Source organism: Natronomonas sp. (genome assembly GCF_028274965.1).
In the GTDB taxonomy this organism is placed as follows: Archaea; Halobacteriota; Halobacteria; order Halobacteriales; family Haloarculaceae; genus Natronomonas.
In genome coordinates this window covers 1-24,917 of the sequence record NZ_JAQCNO010000055.1, presented here as the reverse complement: position 1 = coordinate 24,917, position 24,917 = coordinate 1, and the positions used below count along the sequence as shown (strand labels likewise).

General features: G+C 69.8%; 23 protein-coding genes and 1 pseudogene. 14 read left to right on the top strand and 10 right to left on the bottom strand.

Annotated features, from left to right (window positions below; translation table 11 throughout):
- Positions 1-49: 49 nt before the first annotated feature.
- Complete coding sequence (locus Q0916_RS08180) at positions 50-1,366, bottom strand: HEAT repeat domain-containing protein (RefSeq protein WP_299236475.1); 1,317 nt, start codon at positions 1,364-1,366, stop codon at positions 50-52.
- Positions 1,367-1,725: 359 nt separating this feature from the next.
- On the opposite strand from Q0916_RS08180, the gene Q0916_RS08175 reads away from it, so the two are divergent.
- Positions 1,726-2,445, top strand: a complete 720-nt coding sequence (locus Q0916_RS08175; RefSeq protein ID WP_299236473.1) for a DUF7504 family protein — start codon at positions 1,726-1,728, stop codon at positions 2,443-2,445.
- 41 nt (positions 2,446-2,486) lie between these two features.
- Here the strand turns inward: Q0916_RS08175 and Q0916_RS08170 are convergent, their stop codons facing one another.
- The gene (locus Q0916_RS08170; RefSeq protein ID WP_299236471.1) at positions 2,487-3,155 is read right to left on the bottom strand and encodes a hypothetical protein; all 669 of its coding nucleotides are present in this window, start codon (positions 3,153-3,155) and stop codon (positions 2,487-2,489) included.
- Between the two features lie 73 nt (positions 3,156-3,228).
- On the bottom strand, positions 3,229-3,609 hold the full coding sequence (locus tag Q0916_RS08165; RefSeq protein ID WP_299236469.1) for a zinc ribbon domain-containing protein: 381 nt from the start codon (positions 3,607-3,609) through the stop codon (positions 3,229-3,231).
- Between the two features lie 122 nt (positions 3,610-3,731).
- On the opposite strand from Q0916_RS08165, the gene Q0916_RS08160 reads away from it, so the two are divergent.
- Positions 3,732-6,857: a BGTF surface domain-containing protein gene (locus tag Q0916_RS08160; protein ID WP_299236467.1), complete on the top strand. Its 3,126-nt coding sequence runs from the start codon at positions 3,732-3,734 to the stop codon at positions 6,855-6,857.
- A 21-nt stretch (positions 6,858-6,878) separates the two neighbouring features.
- On the opposite strand, the gene uvrA is transcribed toward Q0916_RS08160, so the two are convergent.
- Positions 6,879-9,812, bottom strand: coding sequence for an excinuclease ABC subunit UvrA (gene uvrA / locus Q0916_RS08155; RefSeq protein ID WP_299236465.1), 2,934 nt, complete (start codon positions 9,810-9,812; stop codon positions 6,879-6,881).
- 258 nt (positions 9,813-10,070) lie between these two features.
- Here uvrA and mdh point away from each other — a divergent pair, with 258 nt between their 5' ends.
- Positions 10,071-10,985, top strand: coding sequence for a malate dehydrogenase (gene mdh / locus Q0916_RS08150; RefSeq protein ID WP_299236463.1), 915 nt, complete (start codon positions 10,071-10,073; stop codon positions 10,983-10,985).
- 63 nt (positions 10,986-11,048) lie between these two features.
- Here mdh and Q0916_RS08145 read toward each other — a convergent pair whose 3' ends face one another.
- Together Q0916_RS08145 and Q0916_RS08140 are read right to left on the bottom strand one after the other, a co-directional pair.
- Complete coding sequence (locus Q0916_RS08145) at positions 11,049-11,297, bottom strand: ferredoxin (protein WP_299236461.1); 249 nt, start codon at positions 11,295-11,297, stop codon at positions 11,049-11,051.
- 44 nt (positions 11,298-11,341) lie between these two features.
- Complete coding sequence (locus tag Q0916_RS08140) at positions 11,342-13,150, bottom strand: PAS domain S-box protein (RefSeq protein WP_299236459.1); 1,809 nt, start codon at positions 13,148-13,150, stop codon at positions 11,342-11,344.
- Between the two features lie 159 nt (positions 13,151-13,309).
- Between Q0916_RS08140 and Q0916_RS08135 the strand changes: the two genes are divergently transcribed.
- Both Q0916_RS08135 and cgi121 read left to right on the top strand, forming a co-directional pair.
- The gene (locus Q0916_RS08135) at positions 13,310-15,556 is read left to right on the top strand and encodes an ATP-dependent DNA helicase (protein WP_299236457.1); all 2,247 of its coding nucleotides are present in this window, start codon (positions 13,310-13,312) and stop codon (positions 15,554-15,556) included.
- Positions 15,557-15,572: 16 nt separating this feature from the next.
- Positions 15,573-16,109, top strand: coding sequence for a KEOPS complex subunit Cgi121 (cgi121, locus tag Q0916_RS08130; RefSeq protein ID WP_299236455.1), 537 nt, complete (start codon positions 15,573-15,575; stop codon positions 16,107-16,109).
- 37 nt (positions 16,110-16,146) lie between these two features.
- On the opposite strand, the gene Q0916_RS08125 is transcribed toward cgi121, so the two are convergent.
- Entirely contained in the window at positions 16,147-16,275 is a 129-nt protein-coding gene (locus Q0916_RS08125; RefSeq protein ID WP_299236454.1) for a hypothetical protein, read from the bottom strand.
- A 94-nt stretch (positions 16,276-16,369) separates the two neighbouring features.
- Between Q0916_RS08125 and Q0916_RS08120 the strand changes: the two genes are divergently transcribed.
- From Q0916_RS08120 to Q0916_RS08090, 7 genes are all read left to right on the top strand, one after another.
- Complete coding sequence (locus tag Q0916_RS08120; protein ID WP_299236452.1) at positions 16,370-16,711, top strand: hypothetical protein; 342 nt, start codon at positions 16,370-16,372, stop codon at positions 16,709-16,711.
- A gap of 57 nt (positions 16,712-16,768) precedes the next feature.
- Positions 16,769-18,157, top strand: a complete 1,389-nt coding sequence (locus Q0916_RS08115) for a phosphoglucomutase/phosphomannomutase family protein (protein ID WP_299236450.1) — start codon at positions 16,769-16,771, stop codon at positions 18,155-18,157.
- A 78-nt stretch (positions 18,158-18,235) separates the two neighbouring features.
- Positions 18,236-18,424, top strand: coding sequence for a DUF7333 family protein (locus tag Q0916_RS08110; RefSeq protein ID WP_299236449.1), 189 nt, complete (start codon positions 18,236-18,238; stop codon positions 18,422-18,424).
- Between the two features lie 61 nt (positions 18,425-18,485).
- A complete protein-coding gene (locus Q0916_RS08105; protein ID WP_299236447.1) occupies positions 18,486-19,202 on the top strand; it encodes a YkgJ family cysteine cluster protein in 717 nt (238 codons plus the stop codon).
- Positions 19,203-19,331: 129 nt separating this feature from the next.
- Positions 19,332-19,724, top strand: coding sequence for a TRAM domain-containing protein (locus Q0916_RS08100; RefSeq protein ID WP_299236445.1), 393 nt, complete (start codon positions 19,332-19,334; stop codon positions 19,722-19,724).
- A gap of 241 nt (positions 19,725-19,965) precedes the next feature.
- Positions 19,966-20,826, top strand: coding sequence for a DUF7096 domain-containing protein (locus Q0916_RS08095; RefSeq protein WP_299236444.1), 861 nt, complete (start codon positions 19,966-19,968; stop codon positions 20,824-20,826).
- Positions 20,827-20,828: 2 nt separating this feature from the next.
- A complete protein-coding gene (locus Q0916_RS08090; protein ID WP_299236442.1) occupies positions 20,829-21,524 on the top strand; it encodes a DUF7345 domain-containing protein in 696 nt (231 codons plus the stop codon).
- 27 nt (positions 21,525-21,551) lie between these two features.
- On the opposite strand, the gene Q0916_RS08085 is transcribed toward Q0916_RS08090, so the two are convergent.
- Entirely contained in the window at positions 21,552-22,598 is a 1,047-nt protein-coding gene (locus Q0916_RS08085) for a helix-turn-helix transcriptional regulator (RefSeq protein WP_299236441.1), read from the bottom strand.
- A gap of 267 nt (positions 22,599-22,865) precedes the next feature.
- Between Q0916_RS08085 and Q0916_RS08080 the strand changes: the two genes are divergently transcribed.
- Positions 22,866-23,345, top strand: coding sequence for a hypothetical protein (locus Q0916_RS08080; RefSeq protein WP_299236439.1), 480 nt, complete (start codon positions 22,866-22,868; stop codon positions 23,343-23,345).
- 190 nt (positions 23,346-23,535) lie between these two features.
- On the top strand, positions 23,536-23,778 hold the full coding sequence (locus tag Q0916_RS08075; protein ID WP_299236437.1) for a DUF7123 family protein: 243 nt from the start codon (positions 23,536-23,538) through the stop codon (positions 23,776-23,778).
- Between the two features lies 1 nt (position 23,779).
- On the opposite strand, the gene Q0916_RS08070 is transcribed toward Q0916_RS08075, so the two are convergent.
- Together Q0916_RS08070 and Q0916_RS08065 are read right to left on the bottom strand one after the other, a co-directional pair.
- Positions 23,780-24,379, bottom strand: a complete 600-nt coding sequence (locus tag Q0916_RS08070; RefSeq protein ID WP_299236436.1) for a winged helix-turn-helix transcriptional regulator — start codon at positions 24,377-24,379, stop codon at positions 23,780-23,782.
- Positions 24,380-24,471: 92 nt separating this feature from the next.
- Positions 24,472-24,917: pseudogene (locus tag Q0916_RS08065) on the bottom strand (phosphoesterase); the annotation flags it as partial.

The window sequence follows — 24,917 nt, the reverse complement described above, 5'->3', positions numbered from 1 at the left end:
GGCGGGACCGAGAGAAAAGTATCCACCGCAACGGGACCGGCGCTCTGTGTCAGTCGCCGTGTTCGTCGGTGTAGTCGCTCGGCCGCCTGACGTAGGTGTACTCGACGGACCGCTCCTCGGTCGCCGTCGCGGTCGCGCGCTTGATCCGCTCTAACACCGCCTCCGCCCGCTCTCTGGCCGCCGCCGGGGCGTCGCGGTTCCGGCTCATCGATCGGAGTTCCGCCTCCAGCGTCTCGCCCTCGAAGCGCCGGAGGTACGCGGCCGCGATGTCGCCGGCGGGACTCGGCGTTGCGAGCGCGTCGACGAGGCGACACCGGACCTCCGGCGACGGGGAGGGGGCGGCGTCGGCGGTCTCGCCGAGGAGCCAGACGATCTCTCTTTGGACCGTCGGGGCGCTCGCGGGGCCATCGGCGTCTTCGAGGGCCGAAGACAGCGTCTCGGCCACCGCCGCGAGGGCCGACGGTTCGGACCCCTCGAGGAGGAGGTCCCTCGCCGTCCGGGGGCGGACCGACTCGCCGTTCGCGTACAGCCGAACGAGCGAGACGACCGCACGCCGCCGGACGGTGGCGGAGCGACCGCGGACCGCCTCGGCGAGGGCGGCCGCGGCCCGCCGGGAGTCGAGGCGGTAAAGTTCCCCGACCGCGATCCGGCGGAGCCGGTCGTCGTCGGCCGTCGTGACCGACAACAGCGCCTCGAGGGCCGGTTCGGTGCCGATCGTCGCCAGCGCGCTCGCCGCCGCCAGGCGGACCGCCGAGTCGGCGGCGTCCAGCATCGGCTCGATCGCGCCGGCGTCGGCGCGGTCGCCGAACCGGGCGTACGCCTCGATCGCGCGGGTCCGGACCCGCGGATCGGGGTCCCGGAACGCGTCCTCGAGCCGGTCGATCGCGCGGTCGGCGGTGAGGTCTCCGAGGGCGGTCGCGGCGACCATCCGAAACTCGGGGAACTCCGCGGAGAGCCATCGGGTAAAAAACTCCGCGGGTCCGGTCCCGTCGGTGCGTCCGACGGCGGCCGCGATCAGCTCCACCAGGCGGTCGACGTGCTCGTCGCCGTGGGCCGACAGCGAGGCGATCGCCTCGGCCCGGACGCCCGCCGAGGCGTTTGCCAGCACGGCCCGCGTCAGTTCGTCGGTGACGGCCGCCGTGTCGTAGGCGGCGGCGGTGTGAGCCAGCGCGCCGAGCGCCTCGGCCGCGCGGCGTTTGACCGTCTCGCTTCCGCCGTGACGGAGCAGGCGGCGGAGGTCCGGGATGTCCGCAGCGTCGATCGGCGGATCGAGGACCGAGGGGTGGATCTCGCCCTCGGAGTCGGAGTACTCCGCGTCCTCGAGTCGGTCCAGCCAGGTCTCGGCGTCCGTCTCGCCCGGGCTCATGTCGCACGCTCCGCCGTCCGAGCGCGCTCGGCGCGGCGTTTCGCCGACGCTCGTTGGTGATCGCTCGCCCCGAGTGCGGGTTCGCCCCCCTTCACACGACGTAGATCGGCCGTCCCGTACTTCAAGCCACGAGTCGTATCGCTCGCTGAACCGCGGCGCGGACCCCTCGCGGGACTCGAGCGGCGATACGGTGAGGGCTATTAAATACGCGCCGCCGAACGCACGGACAGGGGCGTGTCAGAACCGGTATGGTACGTAGATGGAGCTGTCGTCACTGCGGGTTTACGTCGTGGTCCGACGGCCGAGCGCGGCTGGCGCGGGCGGCCGGAGCGCACCTCTTCGAGCACCACGCCGGGCGCGTGCGGAAGGCGGATTTCCGCCGGCAGTGGGCGTGTCCGTACTGCGACACCAGCGGGACGGCCCACGACGAGGGGGCGGTCGTCGACGCGTTCGAGCGTCACCTGCGGGAGCACGCCGTCGGCGAGATAGAGGCCGGCGCGCACATCGCCGACGAGATCGGCCGGAACGGGAACGTGCTGTTCAGCGTGCCGCCGGAGAGCAACGCCGCCGACGACGCGAGGGTGCATTTCGTCTCCGGGAGCGACCTCGCGATCGTCGTCACGAAAAGCCCCAAAGAGCGCCTCCGGCTGTTCCACCGGCGGTTGGGCGGGTGGCCGGACCGGACGGTGGTCGTCACGACGCAGCGCCGCCCGCTGGCGGGATCGTTCGACATCGACCTCTCCGACGCGCCGGTCGAACTCGTCGAACTCGACCGGCGCCTGGGCCCGAGGGGGCTCGGCGAGACCGTCTCCCGGGTCATCGACGCACACCGCGCTCCGGGACAGCGGGTGTCGGTCGGGATAGACGTGCTGTACGACATCGTCGACGCCTCGGACCTCCGGACGTCGTACGAGTTCGTCGACATGCTCTCCTCGCGGCTGCGGGAGGTCAGCGCGATCGCACACATCTACATGGCGCCCCGACCGCAGCTATCGAGCGTGCTCAACGTCCTCGAGGGGCGGATCGACCTCCGGGTCGGGACCGACTCGGATGTGTTCGTCACCCGGCCGCGGGGGTAAGCCGGGGCCGGCGCGGCCGGAGGGGAGGGGAAAGCGGTCGTTCAGGCCTTCTCGTCGCCGCCGAACACCCGTCCGATGCCCGGAAGCACCGTCGCCAAGCGCGCGACCCACCCGAGTTTGAACAGCCCGATCTGCGAGAGCACGCCGAGGGCGAACAGGAGCCCGAAAAGCGGGACGTCGACGCCGAGGACCGGGGCGGTACCGAGCGGGTCGAACAGGATGGGGTCGGGCGAAAAGCCATCGCGTGCGGCGGTGAGATCGGCCATTGCCACGGACCCGGAGGCGAGCGCCGAGCCGATGAACGCGGTGATGAACATCAGCGCGAACTTCGTCAGGGTGACCCCCAACAGCGCGCCGACGATCCCGGCCGAGACCATCACGAGATAGCGGATCAGCCCGCCCTCGGTGAAGACGGGCGTGATGACGGACAGCCCGATGTAGGCGCCGACGACGAACGCCGGGATCGCGGTCGCAAACGAGAGGGCGACGTACGCGAGGGCGGCCCCGAGGGCGCCCCCGACGAGGACGGCGGCCGCGAGGCCGATCGTCCCCCCGACGCCGAACGCGGTGAGAAGCTGCGGAGCGACGACGTAGCCCCCGGCGGCGCCGATGACGAGACCCAACAGCGCGGTCGCGTACACGGACAGCGCGGCTCCGAAAAACACGAGCGCCAGCCCGGCGAGCACCAGCCCGATGTCGATGAGTTCCATACGGGTCCCTGGCCGCCCACCCGAATAAGTTTAGAGGCCGACCGGGCGCAAAGCGACGGCGCGACCGGCGGCCTCAGACGAAGACGAACGTGGCCGCGCCGACGACAGTCAGCGCGCCGGCGGCGGCGGCCGTCGGCCTGTCGCCGAGCGTGCGACCGAGACGCGACTCGGCGGCCGCCCGGACCGGCGGGAGCAAGACGAGCCCGGCTAGCACAAAAAACAGCCCCGATCCGGCGGTCAGCGTCGCCAATCCGGCGACGACGGCGACGTATCCGAGCGCGTACTGGACCCGATCGCGGACGTCGCCGCCGGCCGAGCCGCGCCGTTGTCGCGCCCGTTCGTCAACGAACTCCTCGAGGCGTTGGGTGGCCTCGTCGGTCTGTGGGGTCGCACACGTCGGGCAGAAGTTGTACGAGTCCCCGATCTCCGTCCCACAGTTCCGACACGACGGCATGATCGCTCCGTGGTACGCCGTCGGAGCACATGAACGTTCGTTCCGGCTCAGTATCGGAAACTGAACCGCGCCGGTGGTTGATACCGAGACGGCGAGTACCCCCCGTAGGCAGCCGTCTACCGATGATCCCCGCTACCCCGTTCGGCCGACGACGGAGCGCTCCGAGCCCGGCGTCACGGAGCCTCCGGGTCGGGATCGTTCTGCTCTGCGTGCTCGGCGGGGCGGCGCTTTTCGCCGCCCCGAGCGCCGCCGAGCCGACGGTCGAGGAGGTGACCGTCGCGGACAACGAGTCGTGGATCGGACTCGAGGCCGAGCACGTCGTCGAGATCGAGGCCTCCGGGATAGAAACCGGCGACGGCCCGGCGACGGTAACCGTCTCGCCGTCGGGGTGGCCGGACGACGCCCTCGTCGGGGACCCCGACGTCGAGGTCCGAACGAGCGGCGTCGCACTCGAAGGCGACGTCGAAACGGACGGGACGGCGGTGACGTTCGACGTCAACGACACCGGTCGATCGACGATCGATCTCGAAGCGAACGTGACGCTCACGCTCGAACACCCCCTCGAGTCGTCCTTCGACGGGACGGACTACGCGATCGACGCCGCCGTCGAGGACGCCGACGGATCGGATCAAAAGAGCGCCGCGGTGAGCATAAAGCGGCTCTCGTACTCCGTCGACGGCGACGAGCGGTTCCCGCCCGACACGGAGTTCGTCTACCACAATCAGGCCGTGACCGTCGGGAACCTCGAGGCGGGGACGGGCTACACGCTTTACGAGTTCGACCCCGAGGAGGGGACGCTCGGCGGTCCGGTCAAATCGGTGTCACCGAGCGGGACGACGGCGACGATCGAGACCGGCGAGGGGCCGGTCGGGCCGGGATGGTACCTCGTCTACGACGGGAGCGACATCGTCCCGACCGCCGAGAACGCCTTTCAGGTGCGGACCCAGGAGCTCTCGGCGACGCAGGCCGACGGGACGGTCGACAGCACCGGCGAGGGCGCGGCGACGAGCGTGCGGCTCGACTCGCCGCTTCGGTCGACGGCGTTCGACGTGAACGTCACCTCGTCGGCGCTCGACGGCGAGGAGCTGTTCGACGTCTTCGAGGGCGAGACGAGCGGGACGGTCGAGCGCGCCGACGGTGACCGGATCGTGATCCGGGACGTCGAGGCGGGCGAGTCGGTGCCGATGACGTTCGAGCCGGTGTTGGCGGCCACGTACGACTTCGAGTTCGAGGCGACCGATACGGGCGCGGCGGCCAACAGCACGGTGTCGGTCGAGGAGCGCGAGGTCGACGCGAGCTTCGGCAGCGACCTCTTTCGGACGGCGGCCGGCGACGTCGTCGTAGTCGACGTGAGCCTCCAGGACACCGACGAGGCGTACGTCATGATCGGCGGTGACCGGGCGACCGGCGAGGGGGCGCTGACGAACTACTTCGACGTCCTCCACGTCGAGGGCGGGGCGACGATCCGGATCAACACGCGCCTCCTGGGGACGAACGTCCCATCCGATGAGGTGTACGAATCCGAGGGGGCCGAGGTGACGAGCTACCTCCAGGAGCCGGACCACGAGGGCTTCGACGGCGTCACCTTCGAGGGATCGGCCGACGACCTCTCGTCGTTCCGCTCGGAGATCGGCATCACCGACCTCCCGCGGCCCTTACAGCCGACGCGGCTCCGTCTCGTGGCGGGCGCGTCGGGGTCCGTCGTCGTCCGCGACGACGGGATCCCCGACTTCGAGCGGCCCCTCGCCCGGTCGAACGTGCTCGTCGAGGACACCGAGGGGTTCGGGAACGTGACCACCTACGTCGCCCCGGCCGGGAGCGCGAGCGAGTTCGACGGCGAGGACGACCTCGGCGAACTCGAGGGGCTGTTGACGCAGCGCCGGACCGTCGCGAAGGGCGATCGCGTCGTCTTCGAGATCGAGGCGAGCGGCATCAGCGGGCTCGTCTCGTGGCTCGGCGACCGGCTGACGCCGGACGGGGCTGGGTTCGATCCGGCGGCGCTGTCGACGCTGCTCGCCTTTCCCGACGGGGTCGCACTCGAGGCCGAACAGACCGCTCCCGGGATGAACGAGCGGGCGACGGCGCTCGATCTCGGCGGCGCGACGGACGGCGATGTGTACCTGCTCCACGAGCCGATGGCGAGCGAGGGCGATCGGCGGTCGATCGAGCGGTACTACCTCGTGTTCGACACGCGGGGGACGGGGGCGTTCGACGGCGAGATCGAGGCCGGCGAGACCTACCGCTTCCGGTTCGGGTACGACGCGACGGGGGAGACGGACTGGTTCGGACGCGTCGATCACGGCGCCGTCGACCCGAACGGCGCCGCACCGCACTTCCCGTACGCCGACGCCGAGGCCGGCAACGAGAGCGAGACGCGTCTCGTGACGGTCGAGGAGCCGGCGGTCGAGTACGAGACGGCCGACAGTCAGGGACGACCGGTGTTGAAGAGCGCGGCGTCGGCGACCGTCTCGGGGCGGACGAACCTCGCGCCCGGAACGGAGGTGTCCCTGCAGTTGGTGCCGGAAGACCGGACCGACGGCGATCGGACCACGATCGAGGACGTCGAGATCGGGGCCGACGGCGGATTCGAGTTCACGCATGACCTCTCGGCGCTCGACGCCGGCGAGGACCTCAGGGTCGAGTTCTACGTCGACCAGCGGCTCCTCGACGCGCGGGACGGCGTCGTCGTCGGGGCGGACGAACCGCTCGTCGAGTACCGCGTCGTCGATCGCGCCGAGGCGGTGACGGTCGCGTCCGGGGGGTCGCTCGCGGCGGTCCCGTCGTGGGCGACCGTCAGGAACGCGGGGTACATACCCGGAAACCGGTCGGTCGAACTCGTCGTCGACAACCGGACGGTGGGCACCGACCGCGTCGAACTCGACGGCGGCGAGACCGACGCGGTGGCCTTCGGCGGGGACGTCGGCCTCGAGCCCGGCGAGTACGAGTACGCGATCACGACGGGGGACGACGAGGCGACCGGCGTGTTGACGGTCACCGAACCGAACGGGGAGCAAAACGACGGGGCGGGCGAGCGCGACGGCGAGCGGTCGGACGGCGACGGCCGATCCGACGACGGGACGTCCGGAGACGGGTCCGAAAGCGAAGACGAGGGCGACGACAAGGACGAGGACGAAAGGGAGGACGGCGGGGTCGTCGGGGCCCTCGCCGCGATCCCGGTCGGGTCGCGGCACGCGATCGGCGGCGCGGTCGTCGTCGGAGCCGTACACGTCCTCGGCCACTGGGGGTGAGCAGGCCGGAGGCGGCGGTGCTCAGTCGTCGCCGGCGGCGCGACGGCCGTCGCTTCTGGGCCCGTCCAACTCGACGGCCGGGAGGTGATCGCGGAGGTACTGGCCCGTGTGGGAGTCGTCGGTCCGGGCGATCGATTCCGGCGTGCCAGCGGCGACGATCCGGCCGCCGCCCTCGCCGCCCTCGGGGCCGAGGTCGATGATGTGGTCGGCGTTTTTCACCAGATCGAGCTCGTGTTCGACGACGACGACCGTGTTACCGTCCTCGACGAGCCGGTGGAGCACGTCGATGAGTTTGCGCTCGTCCTCGCTGTGCAGACCGGTGGTCGGCTCGTCGAGGAGGTACAGCGCGTCGCCGGAGTCCCGTTTGCCGAGTTCCTCGGCGAGTTTGACCCGCTGGGCCTCCCCGCCCGAGAGCGTCGTCGAGGGCTGGCCGAGCCGCATGTACCCCAGCCCGACGTCCTTCAGCAGTTCGAGCCGCCGCCGGATGCCGCTGTGGCTCTCGAAGAAGTCGTAGGCCTCGTCGACTTCCATGTCGAGGACGTCCGAGATGGTCGCGCCCTTGTAGGTGACCTCGAGCGTCTCGTCGTTGTACCGGGCGCCCTCGCACTCCTCGCAGGGGACGTACACGTCCGAGAGGAAGTTCATGTCGATCTTGACGGTCCCCTGGCCGCCGCAGGACTCACAGCGGCCGCCCTTGACGTTGAACGAGAAGCGGCCCTTCTCGTAGCCGCGTTGCTTCGAGAGCTTCGTTTCTGCGAACAGCTCCCGGATGTGATCGAAGACGTTCGTGTACGTCGCGGGGTTCGACCGCGGGGTCCGGCCGATCGGCGATTGGTCGATGAGCCGGACGGTCTCGACGTTCTCGATCCCGTCGATCGCGTCGTGTTCGCCGGGGAAGACGTCCGTGTCGTTCATCCGGCGGACGAGGCCCTTATACAGTATCTCGTGGAGCAGCGTCGATTTGCCCGACCCGGAGACGCCGGTGATCGCGGTGAAACAGCCGAGCGGGAAATCGACATCGACGTCGTCGAGGTTGTGCTGGCGGGCCCCCCGGACCGTCAGGTACGTTTCGGGGTCGCGCCGCGTCTCGGGGACGGGGATCGACCGGCGGCCGGCGAGGTAGTCGCCGGTGACGGACTCCTCGGCGGCCATCACGTCCTCGACGTCGCCGCTGGCGACGACCTCGCCGCCGCGTTTGCCCGGACCGGGGCCCATGTCGATGACGTTGTCGGCGCGCCACATCGTCTCCTCGTCGTGCTCGACGACGACGAGCGTGTTGCCCAGATCGCGGAGCCCCTCGAGCGTGTCGAGCAGTTTGTCGTTGTCGCGTTGATGCAGCCCGATCGAGGGCTCATCCAGCACGTACAGCACGCCGACGAGCCCGGAGCCGACCTGCGTCGCCAGCCGGATGCGCTGGCTCTCGCCGCCCGAGAGCGTCGACGCCTCCCGATCGAGCGTGAGGTACTCGAGGCCCACCTCCTCCATGAACCCGAGGCGGGCGCGGATCTCCTTGAGTATCTCCTCGGCGATCGTCCGCTCGCGCTCGTCGAGGTCGGCGTCCAGGTTCTCGAAGTGTTCCAAGGCGTCGCCGATCGAGAGGCGGTTGACCGCCGTGATCGACGTGTCGGCCACGAGGACGGCGCGCGACTCGGGTTTCAGCCGCGTTCCCTCGCAGGCCGGACAGGTCGTCGTGGCCATGTAGTCCTCGATGTGTTCGCGGGTGCTCTCGGAGTCGGTCTCGATGTAGCGGCGATCGAGGTTCGGAACGACGCCCTCGAAGCGTTTCTGCTTGCGGCGGGTCCCGTTTTTCGTCCGGCGCTCGAAGACGACCTCCTCGTCGGTGCCGTAGAGGAACTGCCGCCGAACGTCGGCGTCGAGATCGCAGAAGGGCGTCTCGACGCTGACGCCGAAGTGCGCCGCGACGCTGTCGAGTCGGGTCCGGTAGTACGAGCGGCCGTAGCTCCAGGGCTCGAACACGTCCTTGATCGGTTTCGAGGGGTCGGTGACGACGAGGTCCTCGTCGACCTCCTTCGTCTCGCCGATGCCGTCGCACTCCGGGCAGGCGCCGTGCGGCGAGTTGAACGAAAACGAGCGCGTCTCGATCTCGGGGAGGTCGATCCCGCAGTGGGTACAGGCGAGCTCCTCGGAGAACTCGACGACGAGTCGGTCGTCGTCCCCGCCGGCCAGATCGCCCGTGTTCCGGGACTCAGAGCCGATGTCGGCCGCCTCGGGCGGGTCGGGGAAGACGATCTTCAGGACGCCGTCGGCCTCGGAGAGGGCCGTCTCGACGGAGTCCGTGATCCGCGAGCGGCTGTCGGCCGACAGCGTCACGCGGTCGACGACGACGTCGACGGTGTGGTCGTAGTTCTCGTCCAGCTCGGGCGTCTCGATCGAGAGGTCGTACTCCTCGCCGTCGACCTCGATCCGGGTGTAGCCGTCGCTCACGAGCGCCTCGAAGCGGTCCTCGAAGGCCCCCTTCTGGTCGCGAACCACGGGCGCGCAGATCTTCGCGCGGGTCCCCTCGGGGAGTTCGAGCAGCCGGCGGACCATCTGTTGAGCGCTCTGCTCGCCGACCTCCCGGCCGCACTCGGGGCAGTGCGGCGTGCCGACGCGGGCGTACAACAGCCGGAGGTAGTCGTGGAGTTCGGTGACCGTCCCGACCGTCGAGCGGGGGTTGTTCGCCGCGTTCTTCTGGTCGATCGAGATCGCCGGCGACAGCCCCTCGACGGTTTCGACCTGGGGTTTGTCCATCTGTCCGAGGAAGTTCCGGGCGTACGCGCTGAGCGACTCGATGTACCGGCGTTGGCCCTCGGCGTAGACGGTTTCGAAGGCGAGCGAGGACTTGCCGGAGCCGGAGAGACCGGTGACGACGGTGAACTCGTCGCGGGGGATCGAGACGTCGATGTCCTTCAGGTTGTGCTCGGACGCACCGCGGACGACGATGTCGTCGGTCATTACCACGATCTGGGGTCGACGGGGTGAAATCCTGTCGGTTGCGGCGGGCGCAATCGGCGGCGAGCGGCCGGCGAGGCAGTCGCCGCGGCGGACCGACGCGGCTCGGGAGGACGCCGGCGGTACGTCCGCTGACGTGACGCCGTTCGACGGAACGCTAGTTCGACACCGAGACGGCGTCTGGGTTCGGTTCCGCCCGCTCACGCGTCCGAATGGAAACAACAAGAGTTAATCGGCTCGCACGTCCGTTCCCGAACGGTTATGACCAAGGTCAGCATCATCGGGGCCGCGGGGACCGTCGGCGCCGCGGCGGGGTACAACCTCGCGCTTCGGGACATCGTCGACGAGTTGGTGTTCGTCGACATCCCCGACCAGCGGGAGACGACGATCGGACAGGCCGCCGATACGAACCACGGCATCGCGTACGACTCGAACACGACGGTCGTACAGGGCGAGTACGAGGACACCGCCGGCTCCGACGTCGTCGTGATCACCGCCGGAATCCCCCGCAAGGAGGGACAGACCCGGATCGATCTCGCCGGCGACAACGCGCCGATCATGGAGGACATCGGCGCCTCCCTCGACGAGTACAACGACGACTACGTCTCGATCACGACGTCGAACCCGGTCGATCTGCTCAACCGACACCTCTATGAGTCCGGCGACCGAGGCCGCCACAGCGTCATCGGCTTCGGCGGGCGGCTCGACTCGGCGCGGTTCCGGTACGTCCTCGCCGACCGCTTCGACGCCCCGGTCGGAAACGTCGAGGGGACGATCCTCGGCGAGCACGGCGACGCGCAGGTACCGGTCTTCTCGAAGGTCCGGATCGACGGGGCCGACCCCGAGTTCGACGCCGACGAAAAGGAGGAGATCCTGAGCGATCTCCAGGAGTCGGCCATGGACGTCATCTCCCGGAAGGGCGCGACCCAGTGGGGGCCCGCAACAGGCGTCGGTCACATGGTCGAGGCGGTCCTGAACGACACCGGCGAGGTCCTCCCCGGGTCGGTCGTCCTCAACGGGGAGTACGGCTACGAGGACACCGCCTTCGGCGTGCCGGTCAAGCTCGGCGCCGAGGGCGTCGAGGAGGTCGTCGAGTGGGACCTCGACGCCTACGAGTCCGAGCTGATGGACGACGCGGCCGAGAAGCTCGGCGACCAGTACGAGAAGCTCGGCTGAACGGGCCGAACGCGCGCCGACGGTCCGGCCTCGGTCGGGTCGGGGGCGGACGCGACGACCGACTCAGACGATCTGTTCGCCGTCGTCGTCGTAAACCTCGATCGCGTCGACCGGACAGGCGCGTGCGGCGAACTTCGCGTCGAGTTCGGCGTCTGCGGGCACGTCCCGCTCGAACACGTCGGCGTCGGGGTCGGGGCGCTCCCCGCCGGCGAGGTCGGCTTTGCCCGCGTCCTCGTCGCGTTCGAAGGCGTCCCACTCGGCCGTGCACTGAAACATCCCGATGCAGGTCTGACGGTCGAATCGTATCCGCATGGTGTGCGTTCGTCGCTCACGGTCAAAGGTGTGGCGGGCAGTAGTTACCCGATCGTCTCGACGCCGGTGATCTCGAAGCGCGCCCCGCCGAGGTCGCCGTCCGAGACCCCGATCGACCACCCGTGGGCCTCGACGGTCTCCTCGACGATCGCGAGGCCGAACCCGGTGCCGCTGTCGTCGGTGGTGTGTCCGGGTTCGAAGACCGCCGCCCGCTCGTCTTCGGGGACCCCGGGGCCGTCGTCCTCGACGTAGAATCCCGCCTCCGTGACGCCGAGGCGGACGCGGGCCTCCGGGCCGGCGTGCTTTGCGGCGTTTCCGAGGAGGTTCTGAAGGATGACGCCCAGGCGGTCGGCGTCGGCGCAGACCTCGGCGTCCGAGGCCACCTCAAGCGTCGCTTCGGCGGTCTCCGTCGTCCGCCAAGACTGCTCGGCGACGGACGCGATGGAGACGGGCTCCATGTCGCCGACCGTATCGCCCTGCCGGGCCAGCGTGAGCGTGTCCTCGACGATCGTCCCCATGCGATCGAGCGCGTCGAGCGCGTCGTCGAGGCTGTCCGCGGCCTCCGGGTCGGCGCCCGACTTCGCGAGTTCGATGCGCCCCGTCGCGACGCTCATCGGCGACCGGAGGTCGTGAGAGACGATGCCGGCGAACCGTTCGAGCCGCTCGTTTTGCCGTTCGAGTTCCCGTTCGCGCTGCTTCAGGTCGGTGATCTCCTCCTGGAAGCCGACCCAGTACGTGGTTTCGCCGGAGCCGTCGGTCAGGGGGCTGACGGTGACCCGGTTCCAGAACATCTCGCCGTTCTTGCGGTAGTTCCGGAGTTCGACGGTCGTCGCCTCGTCGGCGTCGATCGCCCGCCGGAGTTCGGCCACGGGTTCTTCGCGCGTGTCGGGGCCCTGCAAAAACCGGCAGTTCCGGCCGATGGCCTCGGCGCGCTCGTAGCCGGTCTTCTCGACGAAGCGGTCGTTGACGTAGATCATCGGGTTGTCCGGGCGGTCGGGATCGCTTATCGTGATCCCGATGGGGGCCTCGTCCATCGCCCGCGTCCGGCGTTCGAGTTCCCGCTGGCGGCGCTTCTGGTCGGAGACGTCCCGCAGGATGCCGACCGACCCGCGGAACTCCTCGCCCTCGTAGGGCAACACGCCCATGTGGTCCCGACACGGGATCGGGTCGCCCTCCTTGGGGTAGATGTCGACCGGGAACTGCGCGGTGTCGGGGCCCGCATCGGAGAGGATCGATCCGAGTTGCTCCTCGGCCTCGGCGACGGCCTCGGCGTCTTTGATGATGTCGGTCCCGGCGCCGATGATCTCTTCGCGGTCGTGGCCGGTCATCTCGAGGAAGGCGTCGTTGACGTAGGAGAACGCCCCCGTCTCGTCGACGACGTAGATCGGGTACTGAAGCGCCCGGAGGACCGTCGAGTAGCGGTCGGCCTCGATCTTCGTGTGGTACTCCGCCGCGGCCTGCTCGACGCGGTTCGCGAGGCGGCGCTGTTGATCCGGACCGCCCTTCTGGAAGTACCCTGTGACGCCGGCGTTGACCGCCTTGCTGGCGATCTCCTCGCTGCCCTTGCCGGTGTAGAGGACGAAGGGAACGAGCGGGTGCTCCTCGCGGACCGCCTCGAAGAACTCGAGTCCGTTTCGCCCGGGCATGTCGTAGTCGCTGATGATACAGTCGAAGCCGCCCGAACCGAGCCGCTCGAGGGCCTCCTCCGGGCGGTTCGCGGTCGCCACCGAGACCGCGTCCAGTTCCCGGTCGAGAAAGGCAGACGTCAGCTCCAGCACCGACGGATCGTCGTCCACGTGGAGGACGGAGATCCGCTCGGTGTCGGGCGTTTGCTCGCGGAGGTCAGCGCTCATTGCTCGGTCTTTCCGCTGGGGTAAAAAAACCGTTCGGGCCGACTCGATCGCTGACACGCGGGCGTGAGCGCGAACGTGGGCGCGAGCGCGGACGCGACCGTCGCGATCGGGCGGCGGCGATACGATCATTTACATTCGACGACGCACAACCGGACGCCAATGGACGTTGCCGACGTCTCCGGCGTGCCGCCGTGGTTCTCCGAGCACCTCCACGAGGACGGGATCGAGTCGCTGTACCCGCCGCAGGCCGAGGCCGTCGAGGCCGGCGTCGCCGACGGCGAGAGCCTCGTCGCCTCGGTCCCGACCGCGAGCGGCAAGACCCTGATCGCGCAACTCGCGATGCTCGCGGCCGTCGACCGCGGCGGGAAGGCGCTGTACATCGTCCCGCTACGGGCGCTCGCGAGCGAGAAACGCGAGGAGTTCTCGGCGTTCGAGTCCTACGGCGTCTCCGTCGGCGTCGCGACCGGCAACTACGAGGACACCGGGGAGTGGCTCGCCGGCAAGGACGTCATCGTCGCCACGAGCGAGAAGGTCGACTCGCTCGTCAGAAACGGCGCGCCGTGGGTCGACGACCTCGATTGCGTGGTCTCCGACGAGGTCCATCTCGTCGACGATCCGAACCGCGGGCCGACCCTCGAGGTGACGCTCGCAAAGCTCCGCCGGATCAACCCGAACCTCCAGATCGTCGCGCTCTCTGCGACCGTCGGCAACGCCGACGAGTTGGCGGCGTGGCTCGAGGCCGACCTCGTCGACTCCTCGTGGCGGCCGATCGAGCTCCGCAAGGGCGTCCACTACGGACAGGCGCTGCACTTCGGCGACGGGTCGCGGGACGAGCTCCGCGTCGAGTCGAGCGAGAAGCCGACCGAGGCCATCGTCAGGGACACGCTCGCCGAGGGCGGATCGACGCTCGTGTTCGTCAACTCCAGGCGGAACGCGGAGGGGGCGGCAAAGCGGCTCGCGAACACGACGGCGGAGGGTCTCGAGGCCGACGAACGCGACCGACTCGGGGCGTTGGCCGAGGAGATCCGCGGGGTCTCCGATACGGAGACGAGCGAGGACCTCGCCGCCTGCGTCGAGCGGGGCGCGGCGTTTCATCACGCCGGGTGCTCCGGCGAGCACCGGTCGCTGATCGAGGACGCCTTTCGGGACCGTCTGATCAAAGTCGTCGCCGCGACGCCGACGCTCGCCGCGGGCGTGAACACCCCCTCGCGGCGGGTGGTCGTCCGCGACTGGCGGCGCTACTCGGGGGACGTCGGCGGGATGAAGCCCCTCTCCGTGCTGGAGGTCCACCAGATGATGGGGCGGGCGGGCCGTCCGGGGCGGGACCCCTACGGCGAGGCGCTGCTGTTGGCCAAGAGCCACGACGAACTCGACGAACTCCTCGATCGGTACGTCTGGGCCGACCCCGAGCCCGTCGAGTCGAAACTCGCCCGCGAACCGTCGATGCGGACGCACCTGCTGGCGACGATCGCCTCCGGGTTCGCCGACTCGCGGGCGGCTCTGCTTGAGTTTCTCGACCGGACGCTCTACGCGACGCAGTACCGCCGCGGCGACGGGACCGACAACTTGGAGGCGGTCGTCGATTCGACCCTCGAGTACCTCGATCACAACGGGTTTCTCGACCGCGGCGGGACGATCGAGGCGACGAACCTCGGCCACACCGTCTCGCGGCTCTACCTCGACCCGATGAGCGCCGCGGAGATCGTCGACGGGATCGAGGGGGCGGACGATCCGACCGCCCTCGGGCTGTATCACCTCGTGTCCCGGACGCCGGACATGTACGAGCTCTACCTCCGGTCGGGGGACACGGAGGAGTACACCATGGCCGTCTACGAGCGGGAATCGGAGTTCCTCGGGGCGGTGCCGAGCGAGTTCGAAGAGGAGCGCTTCGAGGACTGGCTGGCGGCGCTGAAGACGGCCCGGATGCTCGAAGAGTGGGCGAGCGAGACCGACGAGGACGAGATCGCCGAGCGCTACGGCGTCGGTCCGGGCGACATCCGCGGGAAGGTCGACACCGCCGAGTGGCTACTCGGCGCCGCCGAGTCCCTCGCCGAGGAGTTGGGCCTCGACAGCGTCGGCGCGATCCGGGAGGCGAGAAAGCGCGTCGAGCACGGCGTCGGCGAGGAGCTCATCGACCTCGCGGGCGTCCGCGGCGTCGGGCGAAAGCGGGCCAGACGGCTCTACGACGCCGGCATCGAGACGCGGGCCGAACTCCGGAACGCCGAGAAGGCGGTCGTGTTGGGCGCGCTCGACGGACGCGAAAAGACCGCCGAAAACGTCTTAGAAGCCGCCGGACACCGCGACCCGACGATGGAGGGCGTCACCCCGGACGCCTCGGCGACGCCGGAGGCAACCGCGGGCGAGACGACCGACGGCGAGGACCAATCGAGCCTCGGTGATTTCTGATGGGCGGTGCTCCGGCGTGAGACTCGTCGAGGCGAGCGTGGAGATCGGCAGCGAGCGCTTTCCCGACGTCGGCTCCTTTCTCGGGGTGCTCGAGGAAGTCAGCGACGCACACGGAGTGACCGCCCAGGCGTTCGACGCGCGGTACGTGGTCTCCGAGCGCCACCTCGAGCGCGCCCTAGAGTTGGCCGACAGGGAGCGCGACAGAGGAGCGGGGATCGCCCGCGATCGCGGCATCGAGATGACGCTGTACGCCGCCGGGCGGCGACAGATCGATCGGGCGTTAGAGATGGGCGTTTCGGCGGGCGAGACGCCGGTCGTCGTCGCGGTCGACGGGGCGAACTCGGAGGCCGACGACGAGGAGAGCGAGCGGAGAGAGCGGGCGGCGGCCGAGGCGATCGGGGAGCGACTCGTTCGGGCGGAGACGCTCGGATCGTACGACGACGACCGCGTCAGGTCGTTTTACGACATCGGGGCGGCCGAACTCGACGCGACCGGCGCCGGGATCGAGGCGCTCGTGTTGGAGCGGGTCGCGCTGCTCGTCGTCGAGCGGTGATCGAGACCGACGACCGCCGACCGACGGGGGGCACCGCTCAGAGCAAGAACACGTCGGCGGAGTCGAACTCGGTGTCGCAGTCCCGACAGCGGTAGGTCATGCCGCCGTCCTCGGATCGCAACCGGCCGCCGCACTCGGGGCACTCGGAGCCCGCGCGTCCTGACATGTCCGGAGGTGGGTCGGTCCGACGCATAGCTCTTTGGTGTGGGCGGCGTCTCGGGGTGGCTAGGTTTATTCCTCGCGGGTGTGTTAGCTTCCCTATGTACGACTCCGAGTCGACGACGTTCGTACAGCGGATCGTGCTCTGCTGTCTCGTCGATCTGACAGCGGACGACCGAACGCCGGTCGATTCGGCCGAGATCCGAGAGCGGGCGAAGGCGCTCTTAGAGCACAGCGAGGACGCGGCGCTGCGGAGCGTCTCGGAGGCCGACATCACGCGCGCGCTCAACGGCCTCGTCGGGACGGACCTCATAGCCGAAGACCGCCCGGATAGCAGGTCCCCGGTCGGGAAAGGCCGGCCGAAGTACCGCCTCGACGTCAACGCCGACGAGCTCCGGGGCGAACTGAGAAACGACGAGGAGGCGGCGGCGCTGTTGGCCTGACGTCGGGGAGCCGTCCGCCGTCAGTAGTGTTTTGTCCGCGCCCGCACAGCGGCCGGTATGGACATCGAGTTCGGCACCGACGGCTGGCGGACGACGACGGCGGCGTTCACCGCGCCGCGGGTACGGGCCGTCGGGCAGGCCGTCGTGGATTACCTCCGGGCGGACGGCGCCGACGGCGCAATCGCGGTCGGGTACGACCCCCGGGAGGACTCCCGCCCGGCGGCCGAGGAGCTCTGTCGCGTCCTCTGTGCCGGCGGGTACGACGTGGTGTTGCCGCCGCGGGACGCGCCGACGCCGGTGGTGGCCTGGACGGTCGTCGATCGGGGGTTGGCCGGCGCCCTGCAGGTGACGGCGAGTCACAACCCGCCGACGGACAACGGCATCAAGTTCATCCCCAGCGACGGGGCCCCCGCGCTGCCGGCGGTCACGGACCGGCTAGCGGCCGAACTGAAACCGCCCGAGCCGCTGGAGCGGGCGCGGTGGGGCACGGTCGAGGAGACCGATCTCGTCGGACCGTACCTCGAGCACGCGCTGTCGTTCGTCGGGGGCGACCTCGACGGACAGCGGATCGCCTACGACGCGATGCACGGCAGCGGCCGCGGCGTCACGGACGAGCTGCTCGGACGGGCCGGCGCGACCGTCGAAACGCGTCGGGGGAGAGCGGACCCGACCTTCGGCGGCACCGCCCCGGAACCGACCGCAGACGCGCTCGCCGAGTTGGTCCGGACGGTCCGCAGCGGCGCGTTCGACCTCGGGATCGCGAACGACGGCGACGCCGACCGGCTCGCCGTCGTCACCCCGGCGCGCGGCGTCGTGGACCCGAACTGGCTGTTCGCGGCGCTGTACGACGCCCGCCTCGAGCGCCGGGACCGAGACCGAGACCGGGGCGGCGACGCGGTGCGGACGGTCTCGACGACGTTTCTCATCGACCGGATCGCGGCCGCACACGGCCACGCGGCCCACGAGACGCCGGTCGGGTTCAAATGGGTCGCCGAGGCGATGGCCGACCGCGACGCCCTCGTCGGCGGCGAGGAGTCGGGCGGGTTCGGGTTCACCGGTCACCTCCGGAACAAGGACGGCGTGCTCCTCGCGCTCGCCGCGGCGGCCGCCCACGCCGAGGAGCCCCTCGACGAGCGGCTGGATCGGCTCCGGGAGGAACACGGCGACATCGTCCAGGACCGCCGGAGCGTCGGGTGTCCCGACGACAGAAAGGCGGCGGTCGTAGAGGAACTCTCCGAGGCGCTCCCGGAGTCGATCGCCGGAACCGAGATCGATCGGGTCGGGCGGACGGACGGCTTCAAACTGTTTTTGAGCGACGGGTCGTGGCTGTTGATCCGTCCGAGCGGGACGGAGCCGAAGCTCCGGGTGTACGCGGAGGCCGGAACCGAGGGTCGCCTCGAGGAGCTGCTCGCCGCCGGCGTCGCGCTGCTCGAGCCGATCGTGTGACCGGACCGCCGGGGCGGTCGGGGGGCGCCGGTGGGTCGAACCTCAAAGAGTTATGCGCCCCCGGCGCGAAGTGCGCACATGGAATTCACCCTCCCGGTCTCTCTCGGTGCGTTGCTCGTGATCGTCGCGATCGGCGTGGCCGGCCTCGCCGGCAGCGGGGTCATGGGGCCCGGAACGGTCCTGATGATGGTCGCGCCGTCGATGGTCGTCTTCGGACTCGTCGCGTTCGCGCTGGGCATGAAACACGGGCAGTACCGCGGCGTCTGAGCGCGGATTCGGTCCCGGGTCCGGTCGCAGGCGTTATACCCGAGAGGCGGGTGTATCGGGTATGGGAGGTCTGGAAGTCGAACTCGAGCGGGCGCGCTCGCTGTCCGTCGAGGGTATCGCCGACGCGATCGAATCGATCGGCTTCGAGTGCACCCGCTGTGGGGAGTGTTGCACGGCGGAGACGGCTCCCTCGGGGGAGACGGAGCCCCACACGGCGACGGTGTTCCCCGACGAGATCCGAACGGTACAGGTGGCGGCGGCCGACGAGGGGGCCTACGACTGGCAGGACGTCGCCAGACCGATGCCGTACGGTCTTGAGGACGGGATCGGGGCGGCGAGCGGCGAGACCTTCGAGTGGGCGCTCCAGACGGACGCCTGCGGCGACTGTGCGTTCTACGACGAGGCCGACGACGGAACCGGGGCCTGTACCGTCCACGAGGACCGCCCGCTCATCTGTCGGACGTACCCCTTCTCGATCGGCCCGCTCGACGCTGTCGGGGACGACTCGGAGGCCCCCGATCCGATGGGCGGCGGGGTGGTGGACCGACGGGGCGACGTCAGGGCACACGAGTGCGAGGGCCTCGGGCGCGACATCTCGCGGGCGGAGGCGAGAGAACTGGCGGCGGCGCTCAAAGAGCGGACCGTCAGGGAACTCGAGGAGGCGATCGGGGTCCGCGACAGCTACGAACCGACGGACGCAAGCGGCGTCGTGGTGCACGACTCGGAGGGTCAAAAGCGGCCGGACGGGACCGCCGTATCCGGAGATTCCGACCGGTAGCCGCCGGCGTCGAGGGGACCGGACCCGGCGGCGCCCCGTCTTCGGTGCGATCCGGTGTGAGCGGGGCGGCCGCGGGGCGATAGTCGATAGCTTCTATACGCGAGCGTGTTATAACAGAAGCGTAGCTCTATGGAAATCTCCGAGAAACTCCTGTGTCTGTTCAGCGCCGAGGTCGAGACGGCCGAGGACCGCTACACGATCGAGATACCCCGCCGCGAGATCGAGACGGGGGCCATCGACGCGGGCGAGACCTACCGGGTCGCGCTCATAAGCGGAGGCGGACCGACGGCGACCGGGACGGCGAGCCAAGACGCCGAGCCCTCGGGCGAGCCCCAACCACCGGTGGAGGCGGGCGAGATCAGGTACGTCGAGATCGAGGACCTCGGGAAGCAGGGCGATGGGATCGCCAGGGTCGAGCGCGGGTACGTGATCATCGTCCCGGGAGCCGAGGTCGGCGAGCGCGTCAAGATCGAGGTGTCGGAGGTCAAATCCAACTTCGCGGTCGGCGAGATCATCGAGTAGCGCCGACGGAGGGGTGTCGCGGGCGCGGTCGGTTCGGTAAAAAACGGAGCGCGACCCGGGCTGTCGCCCGGCGTCCCGAGGTCATACTAAAACCCTTCGACCGTTTACGCTCTCGGGGGCGCATTCTGGCGGATCCCCGCCGCGTCGCGCCGTTAATCCGGTTTGATCGGGGTTGAACCGGGCGTATCCGGGGGGACGGTCTGGGATTTATATACCGGTACGGGTCGTACGGCGAGGCGTGATGAGACGAACCAGACTGCTCGCGGTCCTGTGTGTGACCGCGGCGCTGATCGCCGCCGGCGCGGCCGGCGCGGTCGCACAGGAGGAGCCGACGACCGACGAGACGAGCCCCGGCGAACAGCTCTCCGGGGTCGTCGGCGTCGGGGAGGCGGAGTTCGACGGCGAACTGGACGACAACGCGTTCGAGATCGCCCTACAGCGGGCGGACGGAAACGCGACCCGGGCGAGCGAGATCGCGAGTCGACTGAACGACACCGAGACGCGACTCGCGGAACTCGAGGAGCGCCGGGACAGACTCGAAACCCAGCGGGCCAACGGCGAGATCACGCAGGGTGAGTACCGGGCGCGCATGGCTCGCGTCGTCACCGAGAGCGACAACGCCCAGCGCCAGTTGAACCGCAGTGAGGCCGCCGCCGCCGAGATACCCGACGACGTCCTTGAGGCGAACGGCGTCAACGTCAGCTCGATCGAGACGCTGCGGCAGAACGCGAGCGATCTGAGCGGCCCCGAGGTCTCCGAGATCGCCCGCAGCATCGCGGGACCGAACCGCGGCAGCCTCCCGGAGCCCGCGCCGGGAGCGGCCGACCGAGGGGCCGATAACGCCACGGCGGAGACGGACGATAGAGCAGAGGCCGAAAACGGCACCGTCTCCGATCAGCGACCGGACGGCGCCGAGAACGGGACGGGGACGGACGGGACCGACACCGCGGACTCCGGCGAGCGCGAGGAGACCGCCGCGTCAGAGGACACCGACGGCGACACCGACGAGAGCGGCACCACCGACGCGGGCGACGGCGGTGGCGGCGGCGAGGCCGGCGGCTCGGAGGGCGGCACCGACGACGGCGGCTACGGCGGACGGTGAGCGTGAACCGAGCGACGAGGCGGGCGGTCGGCGTCGTCTGCTGTCTCGCGTTGATCTCGGGCTTAGTCGCGGCGCCCGCCGCGGCGCAGTCGGGCGGGGAGGGGGAAGGGTTTCGCGTCGAGATCGACGCAGACGGGAACGCCGACGTGTCGGTGACGTACGCGTACGACCTGAGCGACGACGAGGAGACGGGGGCCTTCGAGGCGCTCTCGCGCAACGAGACCGTCGGGGCCGAGTTCGCCGATCGCTTCGAGAGCCGGATGCGGACCGTCGCCGAGCGGAGCGCGGCGCGGACCGGCCGGAAGATGTCGGTCCGCAACGCCGCGATCGGGTTCGAGCGCGACGAGGGGATCGGTCTCGTGGCCCTCTCGGTCCGCTGGCGGGGGCTCGCGGCCGTCGACGGCGGGACGTTGACGGTGACCGAGCCCTTCACGAGCGGGTTTTCGACCGACCGGCCGCTCGCCGTATCGGCGCCCGACGGGTACGAGATAACCGCCGCGACGCCGACGCCGACGGCGGGCGATGGGTCGGTCGCAACGTGGGACGCCGGGACCGCCCTCGATGGGTTCGAACTCACGGCCGAGCGGACCCGCGAGGGACCGACCGACGAGGGCACCGAGAACGCCCCCGGGTTCACGGTTGCCGTCGCCGCGGCCGCGCTGCTCGGGGTCGCATCGGTGCGGTACCGGTACCGGTAGCTCCGAGCGTCGACCGACGGGCGATCCTCACTCGTCGTCGGGCAGCGAGAGCACGTTTTCGCGCCCCAGCCGGAACCCTTCGAGGTCGCCCTCCTCGCGGAGTTTCGTGACGACCTGGCTGGTCTTCGCGTCGGTCCACCCGAGCCGCTCGGCGACCTCCTGTTGTTTCATCCGACCGTCCTCGGACTCGATGAGCCGGATGACCCGCTCTTCGTTGCTCAGTAGCTCCGGGTCCACGTCCCGGTCGTCGTCCGAGGCCGGCGGTTGGTCGCTCGCCGGCGCGTCGTCTCGGTCGGGGACCTCCGGGCTCGTGTCGCTCTCTCGGCGGCGGCGGTAGGCGAAGACGCCGACGGCACCGCCGACCAGGAGGACGATCGCAGAGCCGACGGCGACGAGCCGGGCGGACGACGAGACGCCGGCCGGCGGCGCGGATCCGGGGGGTCCGAGTTCGATCCGCGGCTCACCGGCCGCGAAGTTCGTCGTCCCGGAGTACACGACGGAGCCCTCGCGGGTCTCGCTCGGCGACGGCGACGCGTCGTCGAGTTCGGTGTCGTCCGGCCACGAGATCAGGAGGGTCGTCTCCTCGTCGAGAAACAGCCCGTCGATCGCGTCGCCGACGCGCAGTCGGTCTCCCTCGACGGCCGCGAAGTTCGACCACCGGAAGGTGTAGGTGACAACGCCGTACTCCTGCGGGAGGTCGCGGCGCTCGGCCTCGATCCGCGTCTCGGAGATGGACATCTCCCGTCCGGTGACGTTGGCCGCGTTTCCGGCGGTCGAGTTCATCCGGTCGCTGAAGCGATCGACGTAGGGCTGTGAGCCGTTTTCGATGTCGCCCCGGAGGTCCTCGAAGGCGGCCGCGTCCTCCTCGGTTTCGAGTCGGGTCCGGTACTCGACCGTCCAGACCGCGTCCCCGTCGTCCTCGACGTCGATCGCCAACAGCACGTCGTCGGCGTCGATGTCTTGCTGTGCGACCCCGTCGGTCGCGGCGGGATCGGCGCCGACGAGACCGGCCGCCGCGGAGCACGCTACCACGGCGAGCACGAGCGCGAGTGCGAGTGCGGAGCCCCGAATCACGGGTTGTCGAACGAGAGGGGTCAGTAAATGGTTTGTTGCCGCGGTCGGCGACCCGGAGCGATCCGCCGACGCTCGATCGGCCGTCGGCGAAGTCGGTCGCGGACAGGCGGACCGAAGGGGGAATATCGGGGCCCGGGCAGAGCAGGGTCATCGTCCCGTTTAGTCGGATTAATTCGGATTAAATCGGCGATAGGCGGCTTCAAACGCCTGAATCCGAGTTCACTACGTACCCCCACTAAGTGGCCACGGGTCGCAGGATCAGACGCGATGAACGCCAAACGACTGCTGACGATCGCGGTGGTATCGACGCTCGTGATCGGCGGCGCTGCGGCGCTCGGTGCCGCGGCCCCGGCCGATCAGGCGAGCGAGAACGCGCCCGCCGAAGCGGGTGACACGCCCGTCGACGCGGAGACGAACGCGGAGAACGCCGACAGCGGGACCGAGCGGAACGCGTCGTCGGCCGGCCCGGCCGGAGAACGGAGCGTCGGACCCGACGGCGGGCTCCCCGCACCCGTTCCCGATCACGTGGGCCAGATCCACGACCGGATCGACTCGTTCCTGAACGGATCGATCGACGACCTCGGCGGTTCGCTCGGCGAGCTGCTCGGTGACGGGGCGGCCGGCGAGGAGAGCGGCGCGGACGGCGACGAAGCGGACGACGACGAGACGGACAACGGGGAAGCGAACGACGACGAGGCAGACGACGACGAGACGGACGACGACGAGACGGACGACGCCGCGGAATAACTGACGGCCCACGACCGCTTTTTTGATCGATCGGCCCGCAGCGAGCGCGGCCGCCCGTCGTTTCCGTGCCGTACCAACCGCACCGTGTTCGTTCCTCACGCGCCGTTGTCAGCGGGCGAAACCGCAGGACTGCGCGGTGTTTTCGGACCGTACCAAACCGCCCATTAGGCCGCCGCTCCGAGAGATCGGTATGAGCACGACGGCCACGGGAGGGACGACGGACCTCACCGACAAACAGCGTCGGATCCTCGGGTACCTCCGCGAGGAGGGCCGGACGAAGACGTATTTCAAGTCCCGGCTCATCGGCGAGGAACTCGGGCTGTCCGCAAAGGAGATCGGCTCCAACATGAGCGCCATACGGGAGGGCGATTTCGACGTCTCCGTCGAGAAGTGGGGCTACTCCTCGGGTACGACCTGGAAGGTCACCGTGTAGCTCACGCGTCGTACCGAACGAGTTCGTCGGCGTCGCCGGCGAAGGCGACCGCGTCGGGGCCGAACGAGTCCGCGTACCGGACGAGAAGGGTCAAAAGCGTCTCGGGGCGGCGGAGCTCGTAGCCGTCGCTGCGGGACAGCACCCCGGCGGACTCGAGTTCCGCGGCGTGCTTCGAGACGGCCGACCGGGAGACCCCGGCGAACTCGGCGAGGTCGCCCCCGGAGGCGTCGGGGTCCCGGAGCAGCGCGATGAGCGTTTTCCGCGGCGTCTCCCGGCGGAGGTATCCCAGCGCCCGCTGTTCGAACGCCGAGAACCGCCCCGCCGAGAAGTACCGCTTGTACTCGCCGTCCTTGCGATGTTCGATCGCGCCGTCCGCTTCGAGCTTCCGGAGGTGGTGTTGGGTCTCGCCGGTCCCGAGCTGGAGGTCGTCGCGGATCTTCGAGAAGTGCGCGCCGGGGGTCGTCGCGAGGTAGCCGACGATCGCCTCGCGGGTCTCGCTGGCGTCGTCGGTCGAGAGCCGCACGAGCGGCGTCGCCGCGCCGAGCGCCGCAAAGCGTCTCAACGTGGCGCGTTTTCCCTCGTCGATTCCCCCGTCGGTCATAGCCGTGTGTACGGGGGACAGAGCTAAAACACTTCCCACGGGCCGCGTTCGTTACGTTCTCGCGTTCGTCGCGTTCGCGACCGCCGGTCCGGTCAGTTCGTCTCGGTTTCGGGCTCGCGGTCGGCGGACTCGATGTCGGCGTCGTCGACGTCCGCCTCGGGGATCTCGTCGTCCATCTCGGCGATGACCTCGTCGGCGCCCCTGATGTCGGCGGGGTCGGCCCCGGTCTTGATCGCCTCGGCCTCGGCCTCCATCTCCTCGACGTCCATCTCGGCCTCCTGGTCGATCTGGCCGAGGATCTCCTCGATGTCGTCCAAGCCGAGCATCTCGCGCGTCTCCGCGTCGAAATCGAGCCCCTCGAGGACGTCGGTCTGTGCGGCCGTATCGCTGCCGGTGAGGTGTTTGCCGTAGCGGCTCAACAGCGAGGTCATCTCCTGGGGCAACACGAACGTCGTCGACTCGCCTTTGCCGATCTCTTCGAGCGTCTCCATGCCGCGTTCGATGATCGCGCGTTCGCCCATCGACTCGGCGGATTTTG

Bases quoted from the DNA above. Each gene is read 5' to 3' on its own strand.
- Q0916_RS08180 (WP_299236475.1), bottom strand. From the start codon at position 1,366: ATGAGCCCGGGCGAGACGGACGCCGAGACCTGGCTGGACCGACTCGAG.
- Q0916_RS08170 (WP_299236471.1), bottom strand. From the start codon at position 3,155: ATGGAACTCATCGACATCGGGCTGGTGCTCGCCGGGCTGGCGCTCGTG.
- Q0916_RS08165 (WP_299236469.1), bottom strand. From the start codon at position 3,609: ATGCCGTCGTGTCGGAACTGTGGGACGGAGATCGGGGACTCGTACAAC.
- Q0916_RS08160 (WP_299236467.1), top strand. From the start codon at position 3,732: ATGATCCCCGCTACCCCGTTCGGCCGACGACGGAGCGCTCCGAGCCCG.
- uvrA (WP_299236465.1), bottom strand. From the start codon at position 9,812: ATGACCGACGACATCGTCGTCCGCGGTGCGTCCGAGCACAACCTGAAG.
- mdh (WP_299236463.1), top strand. From the start codon at position 10,071: ATGACCAAGGTCAGCATCATCGGGGCCGCGGGGACCGTCGGCGCCGCG.
- Q0916_RS08145 (WP_299236461.1), bottom strand. From the start codon at position 11,297: ATGCGGATACGATTCGACCGTCAGACCTGCATCGGGATGTTTCAGTGC.
- Q0916_RS08140 (WP_299236459.1), bottom strand. From the start codon at position 13,150: ATGAGCGCTGACCTCCGCGAGCAAACGCCCGACACCGAGCGGATCTCC.
- Q0916_RS08135 (WP_299236457.1), top strand. From the start codon at position 13,310: ATGGACGTTGCCGACGTCTCCGGCGTGCCGCCGTGGTTCTCCGAGCAC.
- Q0916_RS08125 (WP_299236454.1), bottom strand. From the start codon at position 16,275: ATGTCAGGACGCGCGGGCTCCGAGTGCCCCGAGTGCGGCGGCCGGTTG.
- Q0916_RS08120 (WP_299236452.1), top strand. From the start codon at position 16,370: ATGTACGACTCCGAGTCGACGACGTTCGTACAGCGGATCGTGCTCTGC.
- Q0916_RS08115 (WP_299236450.1), top strand. From the start codon at position 16,769: ATGGACATCGAGTTCGGCACCGACGGCTGGCGGACGACGACGGCGGCG.
- Q0916_RS08110 (WP_299236449.1), top strand. From the start codon at position 18,236: ATGGAATTCACCCTCCCGGTCTCTCTCGGTGCGTTGCTCGTGATCGTC.
- Q0916_RS08105 (WP_299236447.1), top strand. From the start codon at position 18,486: ATGGGAGGTCTGGAAGTCGAACTCGAGCGGGCGCGCTCGCTGTCCGTC.
- Q0916_RS08100 (WP_299236445.1), top strand. From the start codon at position 19,332: ATGGAAATCTCCGAGAAACTCCTGTGTCTGTTCAGCGCCGAGGTCGAG.
- Q0916_RS08095 (WP_299236444.1), top strand. From the start codon at position 19,966: ATGAGACGAACCAGACTGCTCGCGGTCCTGTGTGTGACCGCGGCGCTG.
- Q0916_RS08080 (WP_299236439.1), top strand. From the start codon at position 22,866: ATGAACGCCAAACGACTGCTGACGATCGCGGTGGTATCGACGCTCGTG.
- Q0916_RS08075 (WP_299236437.1), top strand. From the start codon at position 23,536: ATGAGCACGACGGCCACGGGAGGGACGACGGACCTCACCGACAAACAG.
- Q0916_RS08070 (WP_299236436.1), bottom strand. From the start codon at position 24,379: ATGACCGACGGGGGAATCGACGAGGGAAAACGCGCCACGTTGAGACGC.